This is a genomic window from Agrobacterium sp. rho-8.1 (genome assembly GCF_033957725.1).
Taxonomy (GTDB): Bacteria; Pseudomonadota; Alphaproteobacteria; order Rhizobiales; family Rhizobiaceae; genus Agrobacterium.
The window spans coordinates 1,835,589-1,852,964 of record NZ_CP192788.1; the positions used below are offsets into that span (position 1 = coordinate 1,835,589).

At 56.8% G+C, this 17,376-nt stretch carries 18 protein-coding genes and 1 other RNA gene; 9 read left to right on the forward strand and 10 right to left on the reverse strand.

All coding sequences use genetic code 11. The annotated features are described in order from the left end of the window. The first annotated feature begins 94 nt into the window (after positions 1–94). On the forward strand, positions 95–982 hold the full coding sequence (locus RMR21_RS09260) for an SDR family oxidoreductase (protein ID WP_498667683.1): 888 nt from the start codon (positions 95–97) through the stop codon (positions 980–982). A 255-nt stretch (positions 983–1,237) separates the two neighbouring features. On the opposite strand, the gene RMR21_RS09265 is transcribed toward RMR21_RS09260, so the two are convergent. Further along, positions 1,238–2,503: an NAD(P)/FAD-dependent oxidoreductase gene (locus RMR21_RS09265; RefSeq protein ID WP_498667684.1), complete on the reverse strand. Its 1,266-nt coding sequence runs from the start codon at positions 2,501–2,503 to the stop codon at positions 1,238–1,240. 78 nt (positions 2,504–2,581) lie between these two features. Further along, positions 2,582–3,337 (reverse strand): pyridoxine 5'-phosphate synthase, encoded by a 756-nt coding sequence (locus RMR21_RS09270; RefSeq protein ID WP_498667685.1) that lies wholly within the window; start codon positions 3,335–3,337, stop codon positions 2,582–2,584. 315 nt (positions 3,338–3,652) lie between these two features. Between RMR21_RS09270 and RMR21_RS09275 the strand changes: the two genes are divergently transcribed. Next, complete coding sequence (locus tag RMR21_RS09275; protein ID WP_498667687.1) at positions 3,653–4,369, forward strand: MerR family transcriptional regulator; 717 nt, start codon at positions 3,653–3,655, stop codon at positions 4,367–4,369. 76 nt (positions 4,370–4,445) lie between these two features. Here RMR21_RS09275 and RMR21_RS09280 read toward each other — a convergent pair whose 3' ends face one another. Further along, positions 4,446–5,573 (reverse strand): ATP-dependent DNA helicase, encoded by a 1,128-nt coding sequence (locus RMR21_RS09280; protein ID WP_183895554.1) that lies wholly within the window; start codon positions 5,571–5,573, stop codon positions 4,446–4,448. Positions 5,574–5,790: 217 nt separating this feature from the next. Here RMR21_RS09280 and RMR21_RS09285 point away from each other — a divergent pair, with 217 nt between their 5' ends. Beyond that, entirely contained in the window at positions 5,791–6,636 is an 846-nt protein-coding gene (locus RMR21_RS09285) for an aldo/keto reductase (protein WP_498667689.1), read from the forward strand. A gap of 75 nt (positions 6,637–6,711) precedes the next feature. Here RMR21_RS09285 and RMR21_RS09290 read toward each other — a convergent pair whose 3' ends face one another. The 3 genes from RMR21_RS09290 to RMR21_RS09300 form a co-directional block, all read right to left on the reverse strand. Then, the gene (locus tag RMR21_RS09290) at positions 6,712–7,035 is read right to left on the reverse strand and encodes a hypothetical protein (RefSeq protein WP_498667690.1); all 324 of its coding nucleotides are present in this window, start codon (positions 7,033–7,035) and stop codon (positions 6,712–6,714) included. A 120-nt stretch (positions 7,036–7,155) separates the two neighbouring features. Next, positions 7,156–7,728, reverse strand: coding sequence for an acetolactate synthase small subunit (gene ilvN / locus RMR21_RS09295; RefSeq protein ID WP_045228882.1), 573 nt, complete (start codon positions 7,726–7,728; stop codon positions 7,156–7,158). A 19-nt stretch (positions 7,729–7,747) separates the two neighbouring features. Next, entirely contained in the window at positions 7,748–9,505 is a 1,758-nt protein-coding gene (locus RMR21_RS09300) for an acetolactate synthase 3 large subunit (protein WP_498670123.1), read from the reverse strand. 429 nt (positions 9,506–9,934) lie between these two features. Between RMR21_RS09300 and RMR21_RS09305 the strand changes: the two genes are divergently transcribed. Next, positions 9,935–11,836 (forward strand): ATP-binding protein, encoded by a 1,902-nt coding sequence (locus tag RMR21_RS09305; protein WP_498667691.1) that lies wholly within the window; start codon positions 9,935–9,937, stop codon positions 11,834–11,836. Between the two features lie 15 nt (positions 11,837–11,851). Here the strand turns inward: RMR21_RS09305 and miaA are convergent, their stop codons facing one another. Further along, positions 11,852–12,748: a tRNA (adenosine(37)-N6)-dimethylallyltransferase MiaA gene (gene miaA / locus RMR21_RS09310; protein ID WP_498667693.1), complete on the reverse strand. Its 897-nt coding sequence runs from the start codon at positions 12,746–12,748 to the stop codon at positions 11,852–11,854. Between miaA and serB the strand changes: the two genes are divergently transcribed. Both serB and RMR21_RS09320 read left to right on the forward strand, forming a co-directional pair. After that, on the forward strand, positions 12,747–13,637 hold the full coding sequence (gene serB / locus RMR21_RS09315; protein WP_498667694.1) for a phosphoserine phosphatase SerB: 891 nt from the start codon (positions 12,747–12,749) through the stop codon (positions 13,635–13,637). The two genes, miaA and serB, sit on opposite strands and share 2 nt — an antisense overlap. Next, the gene (locus RMR21_RS09320; protein ID WP_498667695.1) at positions 13,634–14,191 is read left to right on the forward strand and encodes a GNAT family N-acetyltransferase; all 558 of its coding nucleotides are present in this window, start codon (positions 13,634–13,636) and stop codon (positions 14,189–14,191) included. Before serB ends, RMR21_RS09320 begins: the two co-directional genes overlap by 4 nt. A gap of 55 nt (positions 14,192–14,246) precedes the next feature. Here the strand turns inward: RMR21_RS09320 and RMR21_RS09325 are convergent, their stop codons facing one another. The 3 genes from RMR21_RS09325 to ssrA form a co-directional block, all read right to left on the reverse strand. Beyond that, positions 14,247–14,441 (reverse strand): DUF4169 family protein, encoded by a 195-nt coding sequence (locus RMR21_RS09325; protein WP_498667697.1) that lies wholly within the window; start codon positions 14,439–14,441, stop codon positions 14,247–14,249. Positions 14,442–14,476: 35 nt separating this feature from the next. After that, positions 14,477–14,983 carry an SspB family protein gene (locus tag RMR21_RS09330; RefSeq protein ID WP_498667698.1) on the reverse strand — a complete coding sequence of 169 codons (507 nt, stop codon included), beginning with the start codon at positions 14,981–14,983 and terminating at the stop codon, positions 14,477–14,479. A 128-nt stretch (positions 14,984–15,111) separates the two neighbouring features. Continuing rightward, positions 15,112–15,482: a transfer-messenger RNA gene (gene ssrA / locus RMR21_RS09335) on the reverse strand. Between the two features lie 117 nt (positions 15,483–15,599). Here ssrA and RMR21_RS09340 point away from each other — a divergent pair. From RMR21_RS09340 to RMR21_RS09350, 3 genes are all read left to right on the forward strand, one after another. After that, complete coding sequence (locus RMR21_RS09340) at positions 15,600–15,908, forward strand: DUF2853 family protein (protein ID WP_498667699.1); 309 nt, start codon at positions 15,600–15,602, stop codon at positions 15,906–15,908. 87 nt (positions 15,909–15,995) lie between these two features. After that, positions 15,996–16,790: a thymidylate synthase gene (locus RMR21_RS09345; protein ID WP_498667700.1), complete on the forward strand. Its 795-nt coding sequence runs from the start codon at positions 15,996–15,998 to the stop codon at positions 16,788–16,790. Then, entirely contained in the window at positions 16,787–17,314 is a 528-nt protein-coding gene (locus RMR21_RS09350) for a dihydrofolate reductase (RefSeq protein WP_498667701.1), read from the forward strand. Before RMR21_RS09345 ends, RMR21_RS09350 begins: the two co-directional genes overlap by 4 nt. Positions 17,315–17,376 lie beyond the last annotated feature (62 nt).

The following is a 17,376-nucleotide window of genomic DNA, read 5'->3' on the forward strand; positions in this document are numbered from 1 at the left end:
CGTACAGCAGTAAAAATGCCTTCTTTACAGCAGCTCGTCAATTCTTATTCTATCCCTACTCTCTTTTTGAGACCATAAAGAAAAGGAAATATCGATGAGCAAGATTCTCGTAACCGGCGCCTCCGGCCAACTGGGACAGGCTGTTATTCGGCACCTCTTGGAAACCTACGGGGTTCCTGCATCCGACATCGTCGCCGCAAGCCGCAACACGGCCAAGCTTTCGGCAATTGCCGCCAAGGGTGTAGAGACCCGCACCGCTGATTTCGATGACGCCCAGTCGCTCGACAAGGCCTTCGCTGGCATCGACACCGCGCTTCTCATTTCTACGGACGCACTTGCCGTTGCCGGCCAGCGTCTGACACAGCACAAGGCAGCCGTTGCCGCAGCTGCCAAGGCAGGCGTCAAGCACCTCGCCTACACCTCCATGCCGAACCCGGACAAATCCCTGGTCACATTCGCACCCGACCATCTCGGCACCGAGGAAGCCATCAAAGCCAGCGGCCTGCCTTATACCATCATCCGTAACGCCTGGTATAACGACAACTACCTGCACGCCATGCCGCACAACCTGGCAAGCGGCCAGTGGTTTACGGCTATGGGTGACGGAAAGGTTTCCAACCTCTCACGCGACGAGTGCGCCCGTGCAGCAGCCGCAGCTCTCGCCAAGGGTAAGGCCGAAAACAAGACTTATACCGTAACCGGCCCGCAATCGCTCAATGCCGACGAAATCGGCGCCATCATATCGCAGGCAGCTGACAAGCCATTGGCAGTCGTCAAGGTATCACCCGGCGATCTGCAAAAGGGCATCGAGGGCGCTGGCCTTCCCGGCTTCGTTGCCGAAATGCTCGCATCAGCCGATGCCAACATCGCGGCTGGCAACTTCGATCTTGTCACCAGCGATTACGAGACACTGACGGGCGAGAAGCCTCAGACATCTGAGGCATTCTTCAAGGCACACAAGGCCGCGCTTCTCTCTGCTTGAGAGAATTGCAAGGGCTTGCAGAGGTAGCCCCCCACAGCCTCGGAGCGTTTTCTCGTCAAATGAAAACGCTCCACCGGAGCAGGTTTCCGGCGGGGCACAGCGATTGGCGTAGGGCGCACCCCAAGGTACGCTCAGGCCAATCGCCTTTGGGTCTGGCGCAGGGATGCCGCACCCATCGGCTTGGTTGAAACGGGCAACCCGTTTGACCGTACGGCTTGGCCGTCTGCTATGGTTACGGCACGCGGCGACCCGGCCTCATCCCTCGTCCTTCAGCGTCTCTTTCTGTGTAATCAACCGCGCACTATGTTGGCCGCTCAGATAAATCCAGAGCCAGCTCCACGCCACGGCAAGTCGTGAGCGGGTGCCGATGAGAAAATAGATATGGGCGAGGCCCCATATCCACCACGCCAGACCACCTGTCAGCTTGATCCTGCCAAAATCCGCGACCGCCGCACTCTTGCCGATCGTCGCGAGATTGCCCTGGTGACGGTAGTGGAATGGGGGGTGGTCAGTCTTTCCAGCAAGACGTGCGGCAATAACCTCGGCCACATAAGCACCTTGCTGTTTGGCAGCAGGTGCAACACCCGGCACAGGTTTTCCGTTGTCTTGGGTAACGGATGCCGTATCGCCGATCACAAAAATATTGGGGTCGCTGGGAATGTTGAGTTGCGGGCTGACTTCCGCTCGCCCTGCCCTGTCAGCTGTCGTCTCCAGCCACTTCGCAGCGGGCGACGCCTGAACACCGGCGGCCCAGATCATGGTGCGGGCAGGCGTAAAGTGGTCGCCGATCCTAACCCCCTCTTCCGTGCAGGCTGAAACCGGAGTGCCGAGCAGAACTTCGACGCCAAGCTTTTCCAAGGCGTGCTTGCTGTAGGCGGAAAGGTCTTCCGTGAAAGCGGGCAGTACCCGCGGCCCCGCCTCGACCAGCAGAACCCGCGTCTTTCGCGTATCGACGTTGCGAAACTCCGGCGGTAGGACTTTGTGCGCCAGTTCCGCAATCATACCCGCCATTTCGACGCCCGTCGGACCGGCACCAATGACAACAAATGTCAGGTGCGCCTGCTTTTCCTCTTCCGTTGTTGCGAGTTCGGCACGCTCGAAAGCCAACAGAAGGCGGCGGCGGATGGTCGTGGCATCCTCCAGCGTCTTCAAACCCGGCGCATGCTTTTCCCACGCGTCATTGCCGAAATAGGCATGGCGTGCGCCAGTGGCAAGCACCAGCGTGTCGAAGGAAATGGTTTCGCCGGATTTCAGAATCACGGCTCTATTCTGGCGATCGATGCCGCCGACTTCCGACAGAAGCGTGGTCACTTCCGGCCGGTCGCGAAATAGCCGCCGGATCGGCCAGGCGATCTCGGATGTGGCCAGCGCCGTGGTCGCAACCTGATAAAGCAACGGCTGGAACAGATGGTGATTGCGGCGATCAATCAGCGTGATGCGAACCGGTACGCCCTTCAGCCCGTGAACGACTTGCAGTCCGCCGAAGCCTCCCCCAACAACGACGACGTGATGCTCCTGCATGAAAAATGCCCTTCTCAGAATCAATTAGCCGCGCAGTTCATGCGCGGCCTCCAACATAAGGGTAAAAATGGATGGTAGTTATGAATTAGGCTGACCGCAGGCGCCACAAAAACGCCGTACCGTTTCCGCCATCCCGAATTCCAGCGCATCGGCTGTGAGGCCGTGACCGATCGATACCTCCTTGAGATAGGGAATGCGGTCAATCAGTGCTGGCATGTTGGCAACGGTCAGATCGTGACCGGCATTGACCTCCAGCCCGAGGGCTTTGGCGTGATCGGCAGTTGCACCCAGTTTTTCAAGCCATATCTGCGCCTTCTCGGGGCTATCGTAACAACCGCCATAGGGGCCGGTATAAAGCTCTATACGTGCCGCGCGCGTATCCGCAGCAAGCTGAACTGCGTCCTTGTCCCCATCACCGTCCGCAAACAGCGAAACACGCATGCCGCCTGCCGTCAGCCGTGCCACGGTCTCCTTCAAAAACGTGGCGTGCTTTCGAAAGTCCCAACCGTGGTCAGAGGTCGCCTGCGATGGATCATCCGGCACCAGCGTCACCTGTTCGGGTTGAGCTTCCTCGCACAAAAGCAGGAAATCCTCGGATGGATAACCCTCAATGTTGAATTCGGCGTGCGGAAACTCATCATCGATCAAGGCGCGCAAAATGGGAAGATCAGAAAAACGAATGTGTCGCTGGTCCGGTCGCGGGTGAACCGTCAAGCCGCTAGCCCCTGCGGCGAGCGCGATACGACCGAAATGAGCAACATTCGGCCACGGCAGATCGCGGCGATTGCGTAACATGGCGATGGCGTTAAGATTGACCGAAAGTGTAGCTGGCATGACTGATAACCGCTTGTGTTTGACTGGAAATATCTCTGTTTCCTGTACTATCACGCTGTCTGCAAGCGATCTGCAAAAAATATTTGAAAATGGCTGGAACCAAACACTCGCCTAAGGGTTTGCCGGGCTATTGGGGTCCGGGGTTTAATTATGGCGAATGATTATTTCTTTTCAGAGACACTTCTTAATACACATTCCAACTTCGACGTATCATCTTCAGAATCAGGGCTTGAAGAGCTGCTGAAGGAGGAGTTGCCATCGCGAAGGTCTATCCCAGGCAGAGCGCGAAACGAGGCGCGATGGAGAGCAAGACCAATGCGCGAAAAGGAAGAACCGAAAAAGTCTGTGACATGGGCTGCTCCGCAGGCTGCCTGCAAAGGCTATCTTCCCGACGTGGCACTGCCATCTCCACTACCGCCGGAGCCGGTGGCAATTGCAGACATGGCGAACATGTTTGGCGTCACGCACCGCACCCTTCATTTTTACGAAGAAAAAGCGATCATCTCCTCACGCCGCGCGGGCCTGATGAGAATTTACTCGCATCGCGACGTACACCGTATGGCCGTCATCAACTTCTGCCGCGAGATCGGCATTCCCGTAGCGTCTATTCAGGACATCATGCAGAAATTGGCTGATGCTCCTTCTCAGGAAGCAGCCGACACACTTTTTCAGGATGTACTTGCAGCGCGCAAGGCCGAGTTGGCCTCTGAAATCTCGACCGTACGTCGACAGATCCAGCAGATCAGCGACATTCTGGTGACGGACGTCGCACCCGCCGATGCCGACCTAGACCAGGTCGTTCAAGACGATGTCCAGCTGAACGAGTTGGAACAGCAATGTCTGGAGCTCATGGCAGAAGGTTATGCGCCGGTCAGACTTGCTCGCACTCTCTGTCTTTCGGCTCCTGAATTGCAAAATCTGGAAACCGGCATCATGGAAAAACTCAGCGCCAACAATCGCTTTCAGGCCGTTGCCAAGGCATTTATGCTGGGCGTGATCACGAATGACGCGGGACAACACGCTCAGCCATAAGCTCGACCGTCCATAAATAGCTCCCAAGACAGAGCGCCCGGCATTCATCGCGAGATAATGTCGGGCGCTTCTGTATTCACCGAACGATCGTCAATGTCTCGGCTGCGCGCGTAATGGCAGTGTAAAGCCACCGTTCGCGAGAATCGCGGAATGCAAAACTCTCATCGAACAAGACCACATTGTTCCACTGCGAACCCTGAGCCTTGTGCACAGTCAACGCATAACCGTAATCGAACTCGTCGTATCGCTTGCGTGTCGTCCAAGGTATCTCGGCGTCCGGCTCCTCGAACGCAGCCTTCAACAGCTTTATCTTGGAAGCGCCGCGGTCCATATCGTCATCTTCGGGCCGGATCATCAGGTTGATGCCTGGTTTCACCGTCTCGCGCGATGAACTCATGACCTGCCAGAGAGAGCCATTGAGCAAACCTTTGGCTGGATCGTTACGAAGGCAGACGAGCTTGTCTCCGGATTGCGGATAATCGGCACTAAAACCCTTCAGCTCACGCAGGCGCTGGTTATAGCGGCGGCGCGTGCGGTTGGTACCAACCAGAACCTGGTCCGCATCCAGCACCAGCCCTTGGGTTACCTCGTTCTTGGAAATGACCTGCGCAGAGCCATAATCGCCACGCATGATTTCCTTGCCTTCGCGAACATCCATGGCAAGCTGGATGATGGGATTGTCTTTTGCCTGGCGGTGAATTTCTGACAGAAGGAAATCGGGCTCCTGATCCGTAAAGAACCCGCCACCGGATACCGGCGGCAACTGGCCGGGATCGCCCAGCACGAGGATGGGCGTGCTGAAGCTCATCAGATCTCGGCCAAGCGCCTCGTCCACCATGGAGCACTCATCGATGATGATCAGCGCCGCCTTCGCGAGCGGGCTTTGGCGGTTGATGGAAAACATCGGCGCGATGGATGTCTTGCCGGTTTCTTCATTCTCCACCGCCTCTTCGCCGCGCGGACGGTAGATCAGCGAATGGATGGTGCGGGCGTTGGTAGCACCGCGCGAGCGCAGCACCTGTGCTGCCTTGCCCGTGAACGCGGCAAACAGCACTTCGCCATCCACATTCTCGGCAAAATGTTTCGCAAGCGTCGTCTTCCCCGTGCCAGCATAGCCAAACAGCCGGAAGACCGGCGTGCGGCCTTCCTTCAGCCAGCGCGAAACAGCCTTCAGGGCTTCATCCTGTTGCGGTGAAAATTGCATTCGCTCTCATCGCAGGATTCGAGCATCGAGCGCAACTGAAAAAGAACAGACAAAGAATGGGCTAGCTGCGATAGGGCAGCCGCATAGTCGGAACGACGCGACCCGACACGATGCCTGGACAATGGAAGCAAAACGAATGACCCGTAATTTTTGATGGATCGACCATGGCATCGACGCAGTTAGACTGTCATAGCCAGCCGAAAACCGGAGCGATTCCATGCACGATGACATTCCAACGGTCACCCTCCCCTCTGGACTCAGCATTCCCGCCTTGGGGATCGGAACCTGGAACATGGGCGAACGACCCGGCGATGCCTCACAGGAAATAGCCAGCATCCGTCAAGCCATAGAGCTTGGCATGACCGTGGTCGATACGGCGGAAACATATGCCGACGGACGTTCTGAAGACGTCGTTGGCAAGGCGGTCACATCTGTTCGTGACGAAGTCTTCCTCGTCAGCAAGGTCCACCCGGCCAACGCCAGCGCTCACGGCACCATCAAGGCTTGCAACAGCAGCCTGAGGCGTCTTGGAACAGACCATCTGGACCTCTACCTTCTGCACTGGCGCGGCTCATATCCTTTGGAAGAAACCGTCAAAGCATTCGAAAAGCTGAAGGCGGATGGAAAGATCAGGGACTGGGGCGTTTCCAATTTCGATGTCGACGATATGGAAGAGCTTTTCTCCGTGCCGGGCGGCAACAACTGTGCTGCCAACCAAGTGCTCTACAACCTCTGCCGTCGCGGGCCGGAATACGATCTGCTGCCTTGGTGTCAGAGCCACGGCGTGCCGATCATGGCCTATTCACCCATCGAGCAAGGCCGCATTCTCTCCAACCACGAACTCATCCGCATCGCGAAAGCCTATCAGGCAACCCCTGCGCAGATTGCGCTGGCATTTCTTCTGGAGCGCGAAGGCGTCATGCCAATCCCGAAATCCTCAAAACTCGACCGCGTGACTGAAAACCGGGGCGCGACCGAGCTGGAGATCAGCGATGACTACTCAACGGCCCTCGACCCGGAATTCCCTCCGCCGAATTCGAAAGTCCCGATGGAAATGATCTGACTTTTCAGAACTTTACAGCGATTTGCGGAATCAAAGTCACAAACACAGATATCGCAGTCCCTCCGCCCTAAGAAATCAGCGAGGACGATAAAACATCTTAAGAATAAGATAAACGGGATAGCTGATGACCATGAGAATGATGGAGGCCTCGTGGGTAGATGCGACATCCGCCCACCCTTCCATTTTGGCGTTGCTGCCGAAAATCCCGACTGCAAAAAGCGATGCGCCGAGAAGGATAACCGCGCATGTCATCACCACGCCCCACCATTCAAGCTGAAGCGCTTCGCTCCACGCGACATAACCAAAAACACTAGCAACGGCAAACATCATAAAGCCGATGGTCAGCAGGTAGCTTCGCGAGAACAGTGCTTGATCCAGTTCCCGTAACCGCTTCGTCATGTGTAAACCTTCTATGGATTTTGCGCACCTCATGAGAGGTCTGCGGATAAGCCATTCGTGACATGAAAATGCCCGCAGCGGGAAGCTGCGGGCATTTTTCGATGAAAGAGGCGGTCGGAGTTACATCCCCTGCGGTCCCCTGTTCATCGCAGCAATGCCCGTGCGGCAGACTTCGATGAGGCCCAGCGGTTTGATGATCGTCAGAAACTGATCGATCTTGGACGACTTGCCGGTAATTTCGAAGATGAAATGCTCCAGCGTCGCATCCACCACCTTGGCGTGGAACGCGTCGGCCAAGCGCAGGGTTTCGGCGCGGTCTTCGCCCCGTCCCGCGACCTTGATGAGGGCGACTTCACGCTCGATCGGGCGATCCTGGCCGTTCTGGCGGGCGCGAACCGTGAGGTCTACGACACGGTGAACCGGCACGATACGTTCCAGTTGCGCCTTGATCTGCTCCAGCACGCCCGGCGTACCGCGCGTCACAATCGTGATGCGCGACAGGTGCGATTCGTGCTCCGTTTCAGAAACGGTCAGGCTTTCGATGTTGTAGCCACGACCTGAAAACAGGCCGATGACGCGGGCGAGAACGCCCGGCTCATTGGCGACGAGCACCGATAGCGTGTGGTTTTCGACGGTTTCCGTTTCCTTCTGGATGAAGTAGGCCGAACCGGTGGGCTGTAGATGTGCGTTCATATCCGTATTCCTCTCCAGATCAGACGAGCTGACGGCCCTTGGCGTCGATCGCGGTTGCAACGGCTTCGTCGGTTGCTTCGTCCGGCAACAGCATCTCGTTATGCGCCTTGCCCGATGGGATCATCGGGAAGCAGTTGGCGAGATTGGCAACGCGGCAATCGAAGATGACAGGTTTGTCGACTGCAATCATTTCCGCAATCTTGTCGTCCAATTCCTTGGGATCGTCGCAATATATGCCGACACCGCCATAGGCCTCGGCCAGCTTGACGAAATCAGGCATGGCTTCGGTATAGGAATTGGACAGACGATTGCCATGCAGCAACTGCTGCCATTGGCGCACCATGCCCATATACTGGTTGTTCAAGATGAAGATCTTGACCGGAAGGTTGTGCTGGATCGCACAGGACATTTCCTGGATGCACATCTGGATCGACGCATCACCGGCAATATCGATGACCAGGGCTTCCGGATGCGCGACCTGAACGCCGATAGCGGCAGGCAGGCCGTACCCCATGGTGCCGAGGCCGCCAGAGGTCATCCAGTGGTTTGGCTCTTCGAAACCAAAGAACTGCGCCGCCCACATCTGATGCTGGCCAACTTCCGTGGTGATGTAAGTGTCGCGACCCTTCGATGCCGCATACAGACGCTCAAGCGCATATTGCGGCATGATGACATCTTTGGAATTCTTGTAGGAAAACGACTTGCGGGCACGCCAGCGGGTGATGCTCTCGTTCCACTCTTCCGTCTGGGCCTTTTCCGGCTTGCTCGGCAAAGCGCGCCAGAGGCGAACCATGTCCTCCAGAACATTGCCGACATCACCAATGATGGGAACATCGACGCGAACGTTCTTGTTGATCGAGGATGGATCGATATCGATGTGGATTTTCTTGGAATTGGGCGAAAACGCATTCAAACGGCCGGTGATACGGTCATCGAAACGCGCGCCGATGCACACCATGACGTCGCAATCGTGCATGACCATATTGGCCTCGTAGGAACCGTGCATGCCCAGCATGCCCAGCCACTTCTCGCCGGACGCGGGATAGCAGCCAAGACCCATCAACGTCGATGTGATCGGGAAACCGGTCAGTTGAACCAGTTCACGCAGCAGGCGAGTGGCTTCCGGGCCAGAGTTGATGACACCGCCGCCGGTATAGAAAACCGGGCGTCTGGCTTTAGACATCAGCTCGACGGCCGCCTGGATGGCGTTGATATCGCCCTGAACCTTCGGCTTGTAGCTCTTCTGCTGGATGGCGGCAGAAGGGGACGTGTAAGTGCCGGTCGCGAACTGAACATCCTTGGGAACGTCGACGACGACAGGGCCGGGGCGACCGGTCTGGGCAATGCGGAAGGCTTCATGAATGATGGCGGCGAGATCGTTGACGTCCTTGACCAGCCAATTGTGCTTGGTGCAGGGACGCGTGATACCGACGGTATCGCATTCCTGGAACGCGTCGGAGCCGATCAGCGTGGTCGGAACCTGACCGGAGATGCAGACGAGCGGAACACTGTCCATCAACGCATCCTGCAACGGCGTAACGGCATTGGTGACGCCCGGACCCGAGGTGACCAGCATGACGCCGACCTTGCCGGTAGAACGGGCATAGCCTTCGGCGGCGTGGCCTGCACCCTGCTCGTGGCGAACCAGAATGTGCTGGATATCGTCCTGCTGGAAAATCTCGTCATAGATCGGAAGAACCGAACCACCCGGATAACCGAAAATATGCTCGACGCCGTTATCCTTGAGGGCTTTCAGGATGATCTCTGCGCCCGTCATGGTGTTGTTGTTCTCGGTAGTGTCCTTATCCGTCATTGCCTGTTCCATCCCGATTTGGTCTTGGATATCGCGGGGCCGTCTGGCCCAAGTGAAGACATAAAAAAAGGCTCCTTTGAGGAGCCTCGTTCAGCGCATGGGTGCTTTCGCCGGATGGTTACACCATCCTGCCCATGCGCCGTCCCACCACGATAAGTACGTTAAGATTTTTCATGGGTCGGAGTGTTAGCCAGAAAAGCATTCTCCGTCAACGCATATTGCGGAAAAAATCGGCATTCATTCCGTTTATTGCGCACCAACATCACGCGAAGACATAAAAATACGTCAGCGCTACACCAGTTGTTAAATGCCATCTTATAGACTGGAGGCAATGAACGGGACAACCCGCGCGCGGCCGTCAAAAGGCCGACAGACCTATGACAGGGGCAAGACGTGTTTAACGACGACCTTCGCAAATCCGCGACCGCAGGAGCGCATGAGCGCCGCGATGAGTTAACGGCAGGCAATCGCCTGCTGGGCCACGTCATTTCCTGCACTGGCTCGCGCGCGACGATTTCCGCCACGACAGAACCTGGCAAGACGGATATTGCCGAACTGTGGTCGGTCGGTAGGCTGATTTCCATCGACCTTGGCGAAACACGCGTCGCCGCCCTCACCTACGCCATGAAAACCAGCGAGGCCGGTTGGTCGGCAAGCCGCAGCAACACGCTTCTGATCGATGTCGAGCTTCTGGGCGAAATCTATATTACACCCGATGGCACCGAGCGTTTTTCCACCGGTATTTCCCGCTACCCCTATCTGGGCGCCATCGCCCACCGCATTCGCGCCAGCGATCTGATGCGGATCTATGACAATACCGGAAGCGGCGCTTGCGTCGTCGGACGTCTGACGCAGGACGACAGCGTCGACGCGACGATCAGCATTCCGGAAATGCTGTCGAAACACTTTGCCGTGCTTGGCTCGACCGGCGTTGGAAAGTCCACTGCCGTGTCGCTGTTGCTGAACAAGGCGATCGAGAAAGACCCGAAACTGCGGGTGCTGATTCTCGATCCGCACAACGAATATGCAGCGGCGTTTCCTCAGACGTCCGTTGTTATCGATACCGATACGCTCGACCTGCCCTTCTGGCTGATGAAGCTGGAGGAATTCACAGAGGTGCTTTACCGCGGACGCAAGGCCGTGGCCGAAGAACTGGATGTCCTGCGCGACCTCATCCCGGAAGCCAAGCGTGCGTTTCGCGGCTCGGAAAATGCCATCATGCGCCGCGCCTCGGAAAAGTCGTCTCTGACCTCCGATACGCCGATTCCCTACCGCATCGCCGATCTTCTCGCCCTCATCGATGAGCGCATCGGGCGGCTGGAAGGGCGTGATGAAAAGCCTGCCCTGCGCAATCTGAAAATGCGCATCATGTCGGCCATCAATGACCCGCGCTACCACTTCATGTTTTCAAACAGCACCATCAGCGACACGATCATGGAAACGGTCGCGTATATTTTCCGCGTGCCAGGCGAAGGCAAACCCATCTCGGTCTTTCAACTGTCGGGCATTCCGTCCGAAGTCGTGAATTCCGTAGCATCTGTTCTATGCCGCATGGCATTCGAACTGGCACTATGGAGCCAGGGCTCGATCCACACGCTCGTCGTTTGCGAAGAAGCACACCGTTATGTTCCCGCCGACCCTGCGCTCGGATTTTTCCCGACCCGACAGGCCATCGCCCGCATTGCCAAGGAAGGTCGTAAATACGGCGCTTCGCTCGGCATCATCACCCAGCGCCCCGGCGAACTGGACCAGACGATCCTCTCGCAGTGCTCGACCGTTTTCGCCATGCGGCTTTCCAACGAAAACGATCAGGAGATTATCCGCTCGGCCATCCCGAACTCGTCGGTCTCCACTACCAGCTTCCTGTCGTCCATCGGCAATGGCGAGGCCATCGCGTTCGGCGAAGCGATCAACATACCGATGCGCATCAAGTTCAACCGCGTGCCGGTCCACATCCTTCCGAAAGCCAATGGCGTCACGCATTCCGCACTGGAAGACACGCCCGATACGGTTGACCTGCGCTCCATCGTCAAACGCATGCGTTCGGTGAGCGGCCCCGACATTTCCGGTTTCCGCCAAAGCTACGACGCGAAGATCGCTCAGGACGCGGACGAGGAAGAATTCGAAAGCTGGAAACGCGAATTCAACGAAAGCACCGGAAGCGAACCCTATCGCCCGGAAATGCTGCCACGAAGCTCTGCCTTTTCCGCAAAGGCGCAAATGCCGACGAGTTCTGCACCAACGCGGGATAGTGTCTTGAAGAAGCCGCTGGGAAGCTTGTATCGAAAGGATTGAAGATCGCTTCGCGCCTTAAGGCACGACGCGTTTCCAATCCTCTCCCATCTGGTTGCGAAACCACGTCATCTGACGCTTGGCATACTGCCGGGTGGCAGCCGCGGCTTTCTCGATGACCTCTGCCTCACCCATGCGCCCCGCCAGCATCTCCGCAATCTGCGAAACTCCGATGGCCTTCATCACCGTTGCGTCCAGTGGAAGCCCGAGCGCCAGAAGCGCTCTGACTTCCTCCACGGCACCGCTTTGCATCATGCCTGCAAAACGACGGTTGATGCGGTCATGCAGAACGGCCCTCTCCGGCAGCACAACGAATTTTTCAGCTCGCGCCTGATCGATAATGACCGGCCCGCTGGCGTGTTGAAATATGCGGATGGACTGTCCTGTCGCCTCTAGAACCTCCAAAGCGCGGACGATACGCTGCCCGTCGCTCGGCTGCAGGGCGGATGCGGTCTGTGGATCGCGAACCGATAGCTCGTCATAAAGACCAGCCGACCCAGTTTCGACCAAACGCGTCCGGTATCGCTCTCGGATCTCCGTCGGAATGGCCGGCATATCGGATAGTCCACCGGTCAGCGCTTTGAAATACAGCCCAGTACCCCCGACGATGACCGGATAACGCCCCTCGTCTCGCATTGTTTGCAGCAGCGCAGTCACGTCTCGCAACCATTCACCGGTGGAATAGGGTCTGGATGCGGGGATATTCCCATAGAGATGATGCGGTATGCCATCCATGTCATCCGTGCAAGGCCGTGCTGTGAGCACCTGCAAGGTATCATAGACCTGCATGCTATCGGCATTGATGACGACGCCATTCTTCTCACGGGCCACACGAAGCGCAAGCGCGGACTTGCCGCTTGCCGTTGGGCCGGTTATCAGGGTCGCATCGAATTCGTCACCAAGGTTTCTCATCATGGCTCTCGTTGCCACGCTTATCGCCAATCCGTCAAATCCTGTTCTCAATTCCGTCATTGCAGAAAGCGCCGCAAAGGCACTCGATGCTTCCGGCCTTTATTGGCTGGCGGATGGGATCGCCTGCGATCTGGTGCTGCGCGACGGTACGGACTTGGCGGCGGCAGAACGCGTGCTGCGGATGGCTATCGCCGACAGACCCATCGACATCTCCATTCAGGATCAGGACAAGCGCCGTAAGAAAATCCTGATCGCCGACATGGATTCGACCATGATCCAGCAGGAATGCATAGACGAACTGGCGGCGGAGGTAGGCCTGAAAGACGAGGTTTCCCTGATTACTGCACGAGCCATGAACGGCGAGATTGCCTTCGAACCTGCTCTGCGCGAGCGCGTGGCACTGCTCAAGGGCCTGGCGATTTCGGTGGTGGACGATGTCATCGAAAAGCGTGTGACGCTGACCCCCGGCGGCATGGAGCTCATCGCCACCATGAAGGCGAAAGGCCACTATACGGCGTTGGTATCGGGCGGTTTCACCGTCTTTACAAGCCGTATCGCCCAAACGCTCGGCTTTCATGAAAACCGCGCAAACATTCTGGGCGAGAAAGATGGTCTTCTCGATGGCACCGTCGCCGAACCCATTCTCGGCAAGCAGGCGAAGGTCGATGCGCTCAACGACATCGCGACAAAACTCAGGGTTTCTCCTGACGACGCGATGGCTGTTGGCGATGGCGCCAACGACCTCGGTATGTTGCATCTGGCTGGATCAGGCGTTGCCTTACACGCCAAGCCAGCAGTTGCGGCCGAAGCGAAAATTCGTATCGACCACAGCGATCTGACCGCGCTTCTTTACCTTCAAGGCTATCGCAAGGCTGATTTCGTTACCTCATGATCTTGCGCGGCACTTCCAGACTGCTCCTTCGGGAATGGAGAGAGACGGATCGTGATCTTTTTCGGGAGATCAACGCCGATCCCAAAGTCATGGAGTTTTTTCCCCAGGCGCGAAGCCATGACGAATCGGACGCTGCGCTTGACCGGGTCAACGGCTTGATCCGCGCGACCGGTTACGGCTTCTATGCCATGGAACTGCGTGATACCGGCGAGCCGATCGGTTTCTGCGGCATCGCGCCCGCTAATCTGGAAGACATATTTCCGCTCGGCACCATGGAAATAGGTTGGCGTCTGGCCACCCGCTACTGGGGCCAGGGTTACGCGACAGAAGCGGCGAAATCGCTACTGGCCATGGGCTTTGATGAGAAGAAGTTGCCAGAAATCGTGTCTTTCGCAGTCAAGGACAACCAGCGTTCCGTCGCCGTCATGAAACGCATCGGCCTTATCCGAGACCCGTCACGTGATTTCCTGCACCCGCGTGTGCCGGACACCCACCCTCACCTCAAACCGCACGTGACCTATGCGCTGACGCTGGAGCGGTGGTTGGGGAAGTAAGCTGAACCAACAGGGATCGATGCGGTAGCGCAGTGAAAGTTCAGCGGAAAAGCGCTTACGCTTCTTCATCACCCTTATCGAGCTTGCCCTGATCGAGCATATGACTGGCTTTGTCATTGAGAGCAGACGTGAGATTTTTTTCCGCCTTGGTACGACCGAATGTCAGGCGGTTTTGCTCCGCCTGCTTTTCTTTATCGGTGCGCGCCTTCTGTTTGCGAAACTGGCGCAGATTAACGACATCGCCTGTCACGACCATCTCCCGTCTGCGCCCATTCGATCAAACAATCACTTGTTCTTGCGGAATGCATCCAGCGAAACGACGGAACCGGCCTTTTTCTCTTCGTCCGGTTTCTCTTCGGTCGAGGAAGCCTTGTTCTCGGCAGGTGCCGGATAGGCTGTGATTTCCGCCTCGACGACTTCCTCTTCTTCCGCCAGGGGAACATCAAATTCGAGTTCGAAATTCACGGAGGGGTCGTAGAAGCCTCTGATGGCATTGAAAGGTACGACAAGCTTTTCAGGCGTATCGGAGAATGACAGACCAATCTCGAACTGTGTGTCGGTGACCTTCATGTCCCAGAACTGATGCTGGATGACGATGGTCATCTGCTCGGCATACTTCGACTTCAGGTGCTGCGAGATGCGCACGCCAGGAGCGCCGGTCAAAAAGGTGATGAAAAAATGGTGGTCGCCGGGCAGCCTTGCCGTAGCAGCAACTTCGCTCAATACCTTGCGAATAACGCCGCGAAGGGCATCCTGTGCGAGAATGTCGTAACGGATATGATCCTGCCCCATACGGTCCTGTCTTTCCTATGCATACGTCTTTTATCGTATTATACGCAATGTCCTGCAACGCAGCAACGGAAAAGCCCTGCCAACCGCGAGTCATTTCAACTTATAGCCGATTGCGCCGAAATGAAGAAGGTGGAGGTTTCTGTTGCCAGGTACCTCCGAACCCCGCCTTACGGGGCTAACCGTAAGGGCTTAAGTCGGAATTCCCACACCGCCATTAGGCAGCGAGAGCGTATTCCTTAGCGTTGTTGTCATTTGCAACTACACTTGTGACCCGATAACGGCGGTATCATGCCGAGCAAAAGTTCGATCTTTACACCCTTGTCGATCCTATTTCACCCCCATCAAAAGCCGGCCTCCCTAAAGGGTCGCCGGTTTTTGGTGGAGGCGCCGGGTACCGCCCCCGGGTCCAATAGGCTTATTTCATCGACCGTTTATCGCCATATCCGGATTTGCATCCGGCAAGGACCATATAGGCGCTTCGTGCGGCGGAGAAAAGGGGCCTGATGACATTTCGATGAAAGGTCGCGCGCAATTCTTGACGGGACTGCGGACTTGCCACATTCTGCTTTATAAGTAGAACCTTAATTTAACCGGGTAACTCATGGGAGGACAGAACATGACGGACTATCTCGCAGATGTGAGAATATACGACGCCAATGCCGATGAAGAGGTGGTGGGTAAAATCGTCAAACATCTCGGCATTGCTTTGCGCAATCGCGATTCGGCACTCGTTTCCTCATCGGATCCTGAAGAGCTGGCCCGTGTAAAAACGAACTGGTGCGGCAAGAAGCTGGGCGTAGCGGGTGCAGATGCCGACAAGGCCGTTGACGACACCATCACCGCGATGAAGGGCGACCGCACAAAATCACGGGTTACCTTCTATTACCTCGTCGCCAAGCACCTCGGAAAGTTGGAAACGCTCTGATTCCTGTGGGCCGCCGCCGTGGCTCACTGGCTCCGTAGCCTCAAAGGCCATATGGTGCCAGCTGTTTAGAATCGGCGGCGGACCATCATGAAGCAATATCTCGACCTTCTCCGGCATGTCATGGACACCGGTAGCGACCGTGGCGATCGGACCGGCACAGGCACGCGTTCGGTCTTCGGGTACCAGATGCGTTTCGACCTGTCGGAAGGTTTTCCGGTCCTGACCACCAAGAAGCTGCATCTGCGCTCGATCATTCACGAACTTCTGTGGTTCTTGAAGGGCGACACCAATATCGCATATCTCAAGGAACACGGCGTTTCGATCTGGGACGAATGGGCCGATAACGATGGCAATCTCGGCCCGGTCTACGGTGCGCAATGGCGCTCCTGGCCCACACCCGATGGCGGTCACATCGACCAGATCGCGCTGTTGATTGAAAGCCTTGAAACCAACCCCAATTCCCGCCGCCATATCGTGTCGGCCTGGAACCCGGCTCTGGTGGATGACATGGCGCTGCCGCCCTGCCACTGCCTGTTCCAGTTCTATGTCGCGGATGGCAAGCTATCCTGCCAACTCTATCAACGCTCCGCCGACATCTTCCTTGGCGTTCCATTCAACATCGCGTCCTACGCGCTGCTGACGCTGATGGTAGCCCAGGTCACAGGCCTGAAGCCTGGAGATTTCGTCCACACGCTGGGCGATGCCCATATCTATGCCAACCACTTCGAGCAGGCGCAACTGCAAATGCAGCGCACGCCGAAAGCGCTGCCGACCATGCGCCTGAACCCGGACATCAAAAATCTCTTCGACTTCACGTTCGAAGATTTCACGCTGGAAAACTACGAAGCCGACGCCTCCATCAAGGCACCGATTGCAGTATGATACAGCCAAGCGTCATCCTCATAGCGGCTGTCGCTGAAAACGGCGTCATCGGCCGCGATCTCGACATGCCCTGGAAGCTGTCGTCGGACCTGAAGAGGTTCAAGACGCTGACCATGGGCAAACCGATGATCATGGGACGAAAGACATTCCTGTCGGTGGGGGAGCGTCCCCTGCCCGGCCGTCCGCACATCATCATCAGCCGCAACCCTGATTATCGCCCCGATGGTGTCGATGTGGTTTCATCTCTGGAAGATGCGCTTTCTTTGGCCAGAGACAAGGCGCAAGTTCTTGGCGTAAACGAGATATTCGTGGCCGGTGGCGGTGAGATCTACCGTCAGGCCATGCCCTACGCCGATCAACTTTCCGTCACCCATGTCGAGGTGTCGCTGGATGGCGATACTTTTTTCCCAACCATCGATCCACTCGTCTTTTCCAAAACCGAGGAAACGCCTTGGCCTGCGGGGGAAAAAGACAATTACCCGGTGAGATTTACAACTTATCGTCGACATCACGCCAAGCAGTGAACTATTTACCGTGATTGGGTATTAAGTTACCGCCTCTGCGTTGAAACGCACCGCTCTCCTAC

Excerpts from the sequence above, each read along its gene's own strand:
- RMR21_RS09340 (WP_498667699.1), top strand. The coding sequence starts at position 15,600 with ATGACGGACTATCTCGCAGATGTGAGAATATACGACGCCAATGCCGAT.
- miaA (WP_498667693.1), bottom strand. The coding sequence starts at position 12,748 with ATGATGAGAAACCTTGGTGACGAATTCGATGCGACCCTGATAACCGGC.
- ilvN (WP_045228882.1), bottom strand. The coding sequence starts at position 7,728 with ATGAACGCACATCTACAGCCCACCGGTTCGGCCTACTTCATCCAGAAG.
- RMR21_RS09275 (WP_498667687.1), top strand. The coding sequence starts at position 3,653 with ATGCGCGAAAAGGAAGAACCGAAAAAGTCTGTGACATGGGCTGCTCCG.
- RMR21_RS09330 (WP_498667698.1), bottom strand. The coding sequence starts at position 14,983 with ATGGGGCAGGATCATATCCGTTACGACATTCTCGCACAGGATGCCCTT.
- RMR21_RS09290 (WP_498667690.1), bottom strand. The coding sequence starts at position 7,035 with ATGACGAAGCGGTTACGGGAACTGGATCAAGCACTGTTCTCGCGAAGC.
- RMR21_RS09280 (WP_183895554.1), bottom strand. The coding sequence starts at position 5,573 with ATGCAATTTTCACCGCAACAGGATGAAGCCCTGAAGGCTGTTTCGCGC.
- RMR21_RS09300 (WP_498670123.1), bottom strand. The coding sequence starts at position 9,505 with ATGACGGGCGCAGAGATCATCCTGAAAGCCCTCAAGGATAACGGCGTC.
- RMR21_RS09345 (WP_498667700.1), top strand. The coding sequence starts at position 15,996 with ATGAAGCAATATCTCGACCTTCTCCGGCATGTCATGGACACCGGTAGC.
- RMR21_RS09260 (WP_498667683.1), top strand. The coding sequence starts at position 95 with ATGAGCAAGATTCTCGTAACCGGCGCCTCCGGCCAACTGGGACAGGCT.
- serB (WP_498667694.1), top strand. The coding sequence starts at position 12,747 with ATGGCTCTCGTTGCCACGCTTATCGCCAATCCGTCAAATCCTGTTCTC.
- RMR21_RS09270 (WP_498667685.1), bottom strand. The coding sequence starts at position 3,337 with ATGCCAGCTACACTTTCGGTCAATCTTAACGCCATCGCCATGTTACGC.
- RMR21_RS09265 (WP_498667684.1), bottom strand. The coding sequence starts at position 2,503 with ATGCAGGAGCATCACGTCGTCGTTGTTGGGGGAGGCTTCGGCGGACTG.
- RMR21_RS09350 (WP_498667701.1), top strand. The coding sequence starts at position 16,787 with ATGATACAGCCAAGCGTCATCCTCATAGCGGCTGTCGCTGAAAACGGC.
- RMR21_RS09285 (WP_498667689.1), top strand. The coding sequence starts at position 5,791 with ATGCACGATGACATTCCAACGGTCACCCTCCCCTCTGGACTCAGCATT.
- RMR21_RS09320 (WP_498667695.1), top strand. The coding sequence starts at position 13,634 with ATGATCTTGCGCGGCACTTCCAGACTGCTCCTTCGGGAATGGAGAGAG.